At 72.5% G+C, this 7946-nt stretch carries 3 protein-coding genes and 2 pseudogenes; 2 read left to right on the top strand and 3 right to left on the bottom strand.

Annotation, left to right across the window (positions count from 1 at the left end; all coding sequences use genetic code 11):
• Positions 1–1098: class I SAM-dependent methyltransferase (locus tag AC08OQ_RS15180; RefSeq protein ID WP_476612133.1), on the top strand; the 1098-nt coding region annotated here is incomplete at its 5' end.
• Between the two features lie 163 nt (positions 1099–1261).
• On the opposite strand, the pseudogene AC08OQ_RS15175 reads toward AC08OQ_RS15180, so the two are convergent.
• The 3 genes and pseudogenes from AC08OQ_RS15175 to lat form a co-directional block, all read right to left on the bottom strand.
• Positions 1262–2782: pseudogene (locus AC08OQ_RS15175) on the bottom strand (MFS transporter); the annotation flags it as partial.
• Positions 2783–3026: 244 nt separating this feature from the next.
• Positions 3027–4672, bottom strand: a pseudogene (locus tag AC08OQ_RS15170) (aldehyde dehydrogenase family protein).
• Entirely contained in the window at positions 4669–6147 is a 1479-nt protein-coding gene (lat, locus tag AC08OQ_RS15165; RefSeq protein WP_476601762.1) for an L-lysine 6-transaminase, read from the bottom strand. Before lat ends, AC08OQ_RS15170 begins: the two are co-directional and overlap by 4 nt.
• Before the next feature lie 486 nt (positions 6148–6633).
• Here lat and AC08OQ_RS15160 point away from each other — a divergent pair.
• The coding region (locus AC08OQ_RS15160; protein WP_476612132.1) for a serine/threonine-protein kinase at positions 6634–7946 on the top strand (1313 nt) is incomplete at its 3' end.

The raw sequence follows: 7946 nt of genomic DNA, 5'->3' as shown, positions 1-7946 counted from the left end.
GGCGCAACCGCCCGCGCCGCCGCGACCCTGCTGCGCGAACTCGGCCCGCGCCCGCCGGCCCCGCCGCCCGAGGAGAGCCGGCTGCGCGGCCGGCAGCACACCCGGGACCGGGACGCGGCGGCGATATCCCACCACTACGACGTGTCCAATGCGTTCTACCGCCTCGTCCTCGGCCCGACGATGACCTATTCCTGCGGGGTGTGGGAATCGGCGCAGGTCGGCCTGGACGCCGCCCAGAACGCCAAGCACGAGCTGGTCTGCCGCAAGCTGGGCCTGCGTCCCGGCGAGCGGCTACTGGACATCGGCTGCGGCTGGGGCAGCATGCTGATCCACGCCGCCCGCCATCACGGGGTCCGCGGCGTGGGGGTGACCATCTCGGTGGAACAGGCCGCGCAGGCCCGCCGCCTCGTCGCCGAGGCGGGCCTCGCCGACGTCATCGAGATCCGCCTGCAGGACTACCGGGAAATCCCGGACGGCCCCTTCGACGCGATCAGTTCCATCGGCATGGTGGAGCACGTCGGCCGGGCGATGCTCCCGACCTACTTCGACCAGCTGTACCGGCTGCTGCGCCCGGGGGGGCGCCTGCTCAACCACGGCATCTCGTTCCCCGGCGACCCCGCGGGGGCCCGCCGGGCCCGGCCCGGCCTCGGCCCGGTCCCGTTGCCGAGGGGACGCGACTTCCTCCATCGCTATGTCTTCCCGGATGGGGAACTACACGAGATCGGGGTCATGGTCTCCCTGATGCAGGCGGCCGGCTTCGAGGCGCGCCACGTCGAGTCCCTGCGCGAGCACTACGCGCTGACCCTGCGGGCCTGGGTATGCCTGCTGGAGAAGAACTGGCCGGCCGCGGTCGGCATGGTCGGGGCGGGTCGGGCCCGCGTCTGGCGGCTCTATATGGCCGGATCGGCGCTGAGCTTCGAGAGCGGACGGACCCAGATCCACCAGACCCTCGCGGTTCGGCCGGACGCCGACGCCGCCGGCATGCCCCTGCGGCCCCGCTTCGAGTCGCCCGCGACAGCACCGACGCCCACGACAGCACCGACGCCCACGACGGCACTGAGCCAGCCGACAGCACTGAGCCAGCCGACGGCCGGCTGACCCAGCTAGGCCCCGGGAACGGCGCCTACGACCCGGGAGCGGCGGAGTCCGCCACCGTGCGGTCGGACCCTTCGGTGCCGATGCTCTCGGCCCGCTCGGCGACCGCGTTCCCGGCCGTCGACGACCCAGCTGTTGACGACCCAGGCGTCGACGGCGCACCGTCCCGGCGCAGCACCATCACGACGGCGACGGCCGTGGCCGCCATGACCGCCATAGCAATCATGGCGGTCACCGACATCGCGTCGACGTAGCATTCCTGTGCGACCCGCAGCAACATGTCGCCGAGGCCACCGGGGTGGAGGCCGCCGGGAAGCCGGTGGGCGACCTCCACCGCACCGCCGAGGGTCTCCCGCGCCGCGTCGACCGCGATCGTGGGCAGGCCGGACGGTGCCCGCGTCGGCACCTCGTTCCGGTAGACGGCGGTGGCGATGCTGCCGAGAACGGCGACCCCGAGCGCGCCCCCGAACTCGATGGCCGACTCGGACAGGGCGGAGGCCGAACCCGCCCGTTCGGGTGGGGCGTTGCCGAGCACGACGTCGGTGCAGATCGTGAGGACGACACCGACCCCGCTGATTAGCACGGCATAGGCGCCGAGCAGCACCGGCAGACCCCCGGAGACGCCGAGCCGACTGGCGATGCCGAATCCCAGCGCGGTGACGACCAGCCCCACGCCGAGCGCACCGCCCAGCCGCAGTAGCCGCAGCAGCCGGGGTGCAGCCAGCACAGAAATAATCATCGCGGTCGCCGGCAGCATCGTCCACAGCCCGGCGACCAGCGGGGTCAGGCCCGCCACGAGCTGCAGGTACTGAGTGGCGAAGAAGCTGAACCCGACGAGGGCGAACAGAGCGAGGGCGTTGACGGCCAACGCCGTGCGCACGGCGCGGGACGCGAACAGCCGCGGGTCGATCAGCGGTTGGTCGACCCGGCGCTGCCGGGCCACGAGGAGGCCACCCAGGACCACACCGACGACGAAGGCGGTCATCGGAACGGCGGTCCAGCCGTGTTCGGCGATGCGCTTCATGCCGTAGACCGCGCTGAGGACGGCGGCGAGGGAGAGCCCGGCGCTGGTCAGGTCGAAGCGGCCGGGACGCGGATCCCGGAACTCGGGCAGGAACGCGAGACCCAGCACCAGCAGCAGGAGCATCACCGGCACATTGATCAGGAAGACGGCGCCCCACCAGAAGTGCTCCAGCATGAATCCGCCGAGCAGCGGTCCCAGCGCAACACCGCCGGAGAAGCTCGCCGTCCAGATGGCGACGGCGACGCGCCGCTGGTCCGGGTCGACGAACAGGACCCGGATGAGCCCGAGAGTCGACGGCATCAGGGTGGCACCGGCGGCGCCCATCGCCGCCCGGGCGAGGATCAGCATGACCGGGCCGGTGGCGTAGGCGGCGAGTACCGACGCGGTTCCGAACACGGCCGCGCCGTAGAGCAGGAGCCGGCGACGCCCGATCCGGTCGCCGACCGTCCCCATCGTGATCAACAGGCCGGCAAGCACGAAGGAGTAGATGTCGACGATCCAGAGCAGTTGGGCGCTGCTCGGGGCGAGGTGTGCGGTGATGAACGGCAGGGCGAAGTACAGCACGGTCACGTCGATCGACAGCAGCAGGCAGGGCAGAGCGAGCACGGCGAGACCGGCCCATTCCCGGCGGCCGGCCCGTCGTGTGCCGGGGGTCGGCCGCATCCCGGGCATCGGTTGCGTCACCAGGTCTGGCATGCGCCGACTATGGCGCGGACCGGCGCCGGGCGCCGGGGCCCAGTCCTGGATGCGGCGAGATGCGGCAGCACACTGGGGCGGCGGAACCTCCGGACGCCCCGATCCGCCGTGACCGGCCGCGTTGTCCCGCGTCGTCGAGAAAAACGCCATCGGGTCCGTGAGGCGAGGCGACATGGCAGCACGGCGACATGGCACCCGTCTCAGCCGGAACTCACGGGTCCGACAGGCGGAAGGATAGGTCGGCCGGGGGCACGGCCGTGTCGAGCTGGGCCTTCTGCAACCTGCCGGAGTAGTCCCAGTTCATCGACTGCCATCGGGTGACCTGGTCGAGGACCCAGCGACCGGACTGGCGGCTTCCGTTGCCGGACCGCCCGTTGCCGCCGAAGGGCAGGTGGGCCTCCGCGCCCGACGTCGAGGAGTTGATACTGACCATCCCGGCCCGCACCCCACGCCGGAACCGGAACGCGCTCGCCGCATCGCCGGTGTAGATCGACGACGACAGCCCGTAGCCGGGCAGGTTCGCCAGGTCGATGGCCTCGTCGAGGCTGCGGTAGGTGGTAACGCCGATGATCGGGCCGAACGTCTCCTCGCGGAACACCTCGTCGTCCGGGCGCACGCCGTCGAGCACCACCGGGTGGTAGTACAACCCGGAGTCGGGATCGCCGACGAAGCCGCGGCGCGGTCCGCCCGGCCACCTTCCCGGCACCGCCGGCCCCGCCTGCGCCAACGAGCCGGCCGACGTCCCGAAACCGGCCGACGTGATCCGTCCCACCGCGGTGGACCCGAAGATCCGGTGATGGTCCCGGATCAGGTCGAGATGGTCGGCGAACCCGGCCGCGAACCTGGCGTCGAGCAGCGGCCCGTACAGCACGTCCCGGGTCGGGTCGCCGACGACCGCCGCGGACACGGCGGCGTCGAGCCGACGCACGAACTCGGCGTGCACCGACTCGTGCACGATCGCCGTGCCCAGCGAGGTGCACCGCTGCCCGGCGGTGCCGAACCCGGCGAACACCGCCGCTTCGACGGCGGCATCCAGGTCGGCGTCGGGCGCGACGACCATCGGGTTCTTCCCGCCGAGCTCCAGGCACGGCGACTGCAGGTACCGGCCGCACAGGGCGCCGATAAACCGGCCGACCTCGGTGGATCCGGTGAAACCGACCTTGTCGACGACGCCGGCCGCCAGCGCCCGCTCCAGCCCGAGCGACGTCGCCGCGCCGTCGGCGGGCACGAGGTTCACCGCGCCGGCGGGAACCCCGGCGGCGGCCATCAGCTCGACCAGGGCCTGCGCGCAGGCCTCCGCGTACTCGGCCGGCTTCCAGACCACGGTGTCGCCGGCGAGCAGGGCCGGCACGATGTACCAGGACGGCACCGCCACCGGGAAGTTCCCCGCGGTGATCACCATCATCACCCCGACCGGCTCCCGGAAGGTGAACAGCTGCTTGTCCGGCATCTCGGAGGGAACGGTCTCGCCGTAAAGCCGGCGTCCCTCGCCGCGGAAGAACTCGCAGGTGTCGATGATCTCCTGGACCTCGCCGCGAGCCTCGGCCGCCGGTTTGCCGATCTCCCGGGTGACGAGCCGGGCGAGCGCGGCGGCATTGTCCGCGACGAGCCGGCCGAGATTGCCGATCACGCTTCCCCGGACCGGGGCCGGCACGTCTGCCCAGGTGCGCTGGGCGTCACGGGCCGCCACCGCGGCGGCGAGGATCGTCTCCGGGCCGGGTTGGTCGAGGGCACCGTCCGGACCGGGGTGAGCTCCGCTTCGGCCGCGCCGGGCGGCGCGCACCCGTCCTGCGGACGTCCGGCCTGCGGGCGTCCGGCAATAAGCGCACCAACCCGCCGTGGCCGTACCAGCGTCATGACGATCCCCCATCCGGTCCGCCGGGTCCATCCGGCCTATCTAATCCGCCCGGCCCATCCAATCCGCCCGGCAGCCCGTCGAGGACCCGGCCGAGGGCCGCGATCCCGGCGGCGAGCTGCTCCGCGCTCACCGTCAGCGCCGGTCGGAACCGGATGGCCCATTCCCCGGCGGGCAGCGCGAGGACTCCCTCGCGCACCCGCAGCCGCCGCAGCACCTCGTCCCGGACGGCGCTGCCCGGCAGGTCCACCGCGCAGAGCAGACCGCGCCCACGGGGATTGCACAGCAGCCGGGGGTGGCGGGCCGCGAGCTCCGTCAGCCCGGCGAGCATGCCCACGCCGAGCTCGCCGGCCCGGGCCATGAGCCCCCGCGCCTCGATGATCTCCAGGATGCGGGTGGCGCGGACCATGTCCACCAGGCCACCACCCCAGGTGGAGTTGATCCGCCCGGGCACGCGGAAGACGTTGTCGGCGACCTCGTCGACCCGCCGGCCGGCCATCGCCCCGCCGAGCTGGACCTTCTTGCCGAACGCGACGACGTCCGGGCGCAGGCCGAGCTGCTGGTAGGCCCATGCCGAGCCGATGGCGCCGACACCGGTCTGCACCTCGTCGAGCACGAACAGCGCGTCGTGGCGCCGGCAGAGCTCGGCCATCGCGGCCAAGAACTCGGCCCGCAGGTGGTTGTCCCCGCCCTCGCTCTGGATCGGTTCGGCCAGGAAGCAGGCGATGTCGTGGGGATGGGCGGCGAAGGCGGCCTCGGCCTGGCCGAGCGCGACACGTTCCGCGGCGATCACCGCGTCGAGTGCCGGCCCCACGCAGGGAAACACCATCGCCGGGCAGTCAATGCGCGGCCAGTCGAAGACGGGGAAACGCTCGGTCTTGACCGGATCGGTGTTCGTGACCGAGAGGGTGTAACCGCTGCGTCCGTGGAAGGCGTTCCGCAGGTGCAGAACCCGACGGCCGAGCGCCGCGTTGTGCCGGCTCTTCCAGTCGAAGGCGCACTTGAGCGCGTTCTCCACCGCCAGGGCCCCGCCCTCGACGAAGAACAGATGCGGCAACTGCGGATCGCCGAGGACTCGGGCGAAGGTCCGCACGAACTCGGCGTAAGCGACGGTGGCGACGTCCGGATTCGCCGGCTTGTTGACCGCCACCCGACCCAGCCGAGCGACGAAGCCCGCGTCGTCGACGAGGTCCGACGGGTTGATCCCGAGCGGCGCAGACGCGAAGAAGCTGTAGAGGTCGAGGTAGCGCCGCCCATCACGGGCGTCGACAAGCACGCTGCCACGGCTCATCGCCAGGTCGCAGACGAGGTCGAAGCCGTCGACGAGGACGTGGCGACCGAGCGTGCTCAGCACTGCGTCCGCCGACAGCCCCTCCGCCGGCAACCCCTCCGCCGGCCGGGCACCCGCCGGCCGGGCACCGGACGCAGACACCTGGGCCGGCTGCAGGGGCTGGGCCGGCTGCAAGGGGACGACCATCCCGCTCTCCTCCCCCCCGGACCACTTCCATCCGGATCCCGTCGCCACCCCACGAGCCGTCTCGGCGACGTCGACCTTCTTACGAAGATATCTCTGCAAGATTACGCTACAACCTCTAATTCTTTCGTTCTATGCCGAGCATGGGCCAAATCTTCTCGCGAAGGCCGTCAGGGCGTAACGGCGGCGCGTCGACCACACCGCACACATCAGGGGGACGTAATGAAGTAACAAATACGTGATCGAGAGCATCATCGCAGATCACAGGCCCGTGGAGGGTTCGAAACGCGCAAGTTATTTCATTTCGACTCCCAGGTGGCGGATCCTTGACACAAAGCGAAGACGACGCCGTCAGATAAGTGCAGGGGACCGCACGGGAGACAATCGGCGCATCTCCACCCCGCACCGTCGCGAGGTGCGCCGGAACCGCCGGGCCACCCCGACACCCGGGCCACCCCGACACCCGACGACGGAGAGAAGGCAAGCGGCGTGCTGACGCCCCTGACCACGGACGACCCCCGGCGCATCGGCCCTTACCGGCTGGCGAACCGCATCGGCGCGGGTGGGATGGGCGTCGTTTACCTCGGTTTCGACACCGACGGCAAGCCGGCGGCCGTGAAGGTGCCGTCGGCCGGACTCGCCGACGATCCCGAGTTCCGGTCCCGTTTCCGGCACGAGGTCGACGCGGCCCGCCGAGTCAGGGGCAGCGCCGTCGCCGCCGTGCTCGACGCCGACCTGACCGGGCAACGGCCGTGGATGGCCACGGAGTACGTCGAGGGCAGGAACCTGGCGGACGCGGTCGCCACCCGCGGCCGGCTCGACGATCGACTGGTCCAGGGACTCGCCGTCGGCCTGGCCGACGCCCTGGTCGCGATCCACGCCGCCGGGGTGGTGCACCGCGACCTCAAACCGGCGAACATCCTGCTCACCTGGGACGGCCCGAAGGTCATCGACTTCGGCATCGCCCGCGCCGGGGACAACACGAGCCACACCCGGACGGGAATGCTGATCGGCACCCTGGTCTGGATGGCGCCCGAGCAGCTGCGCGGCGAGCGGGCCGGGCCCGCGGCCGACATCTTCGCCTGGGGGGCCTGCGTCACCTTCGCCGCAGCCGGCCGGCCCCCCTTCCGGGGCGAACGGGCGGAGGCGATCGGCATGCAGATCCTCACCGCGGAGCCCAACCTCGACGGGCTGCCCACGTCCCTGGCCGGCGTCGTGCGGGCGGCTCTGGACAAGGAGCCGGCGCGCCGCCCCGCAGCCGCCGAGCTGCTCGCCCGACTGGTCGGCCACGACGTCCACTCCCCCACCGAATCAGACCGGGCCAGCGAGACGGCGCTGGCCCGCTGGTGGTCGTTGCCGCCGACCCCGCCGGACGGCGAGGGTCCCCACAGGGGGTACCGCGATGGGGGGTACCGCGATGGGGGGTACCGCGATGGGGGGTACCGCGGCGCCGGCTACGGTCCCGATCCCGCCCACCACCGCGCGCCCGCCCCGCCGACCGTGAGCCACGACGCGGCCGGCTGGGAGGACGACGGGTGGCGTGTCGGGCTGGGCAGAGGCAGAGGCGGGAGCGGGGGCGACGGGCGGCGTGGAGCCGCCGTGGCGGTGGCCGCGCTGCTCGCGATGCTGCTCGGTGGGGGCCTCGCGGCGGCCCTGGTGCTCAACCGTGGCGACGACACGCCCACCGTCACGGGGTCGACGCCGAACCCGCTGGCGACGGGGGGGGACGGCCGCCGGGACGACGGGTCCGCCGCAGGCCGCCGCGCCGCCCGCCACGACCGGGCCCGCATCGGCGCGGGCGC

It is taken from the genome of Frankia sp. CcCS3 (assembly GCF_977927575.1).
The sequence above is the reverse complement of the archived record's forward strand: the minus strand, read 5'-3'. Positions and strand labels throughout refer to the sequence as shown.

Bases quoted from the DNA above. Each gene is read 5' to 3' on its own strand.
- lat (WP_476601762.1), bottom strand. From the start codon at position 6,147: ATGGTCGTCCCCTTGCAGCCGGCCCAGCCCCTGCAGCCGGCCCAGGTG.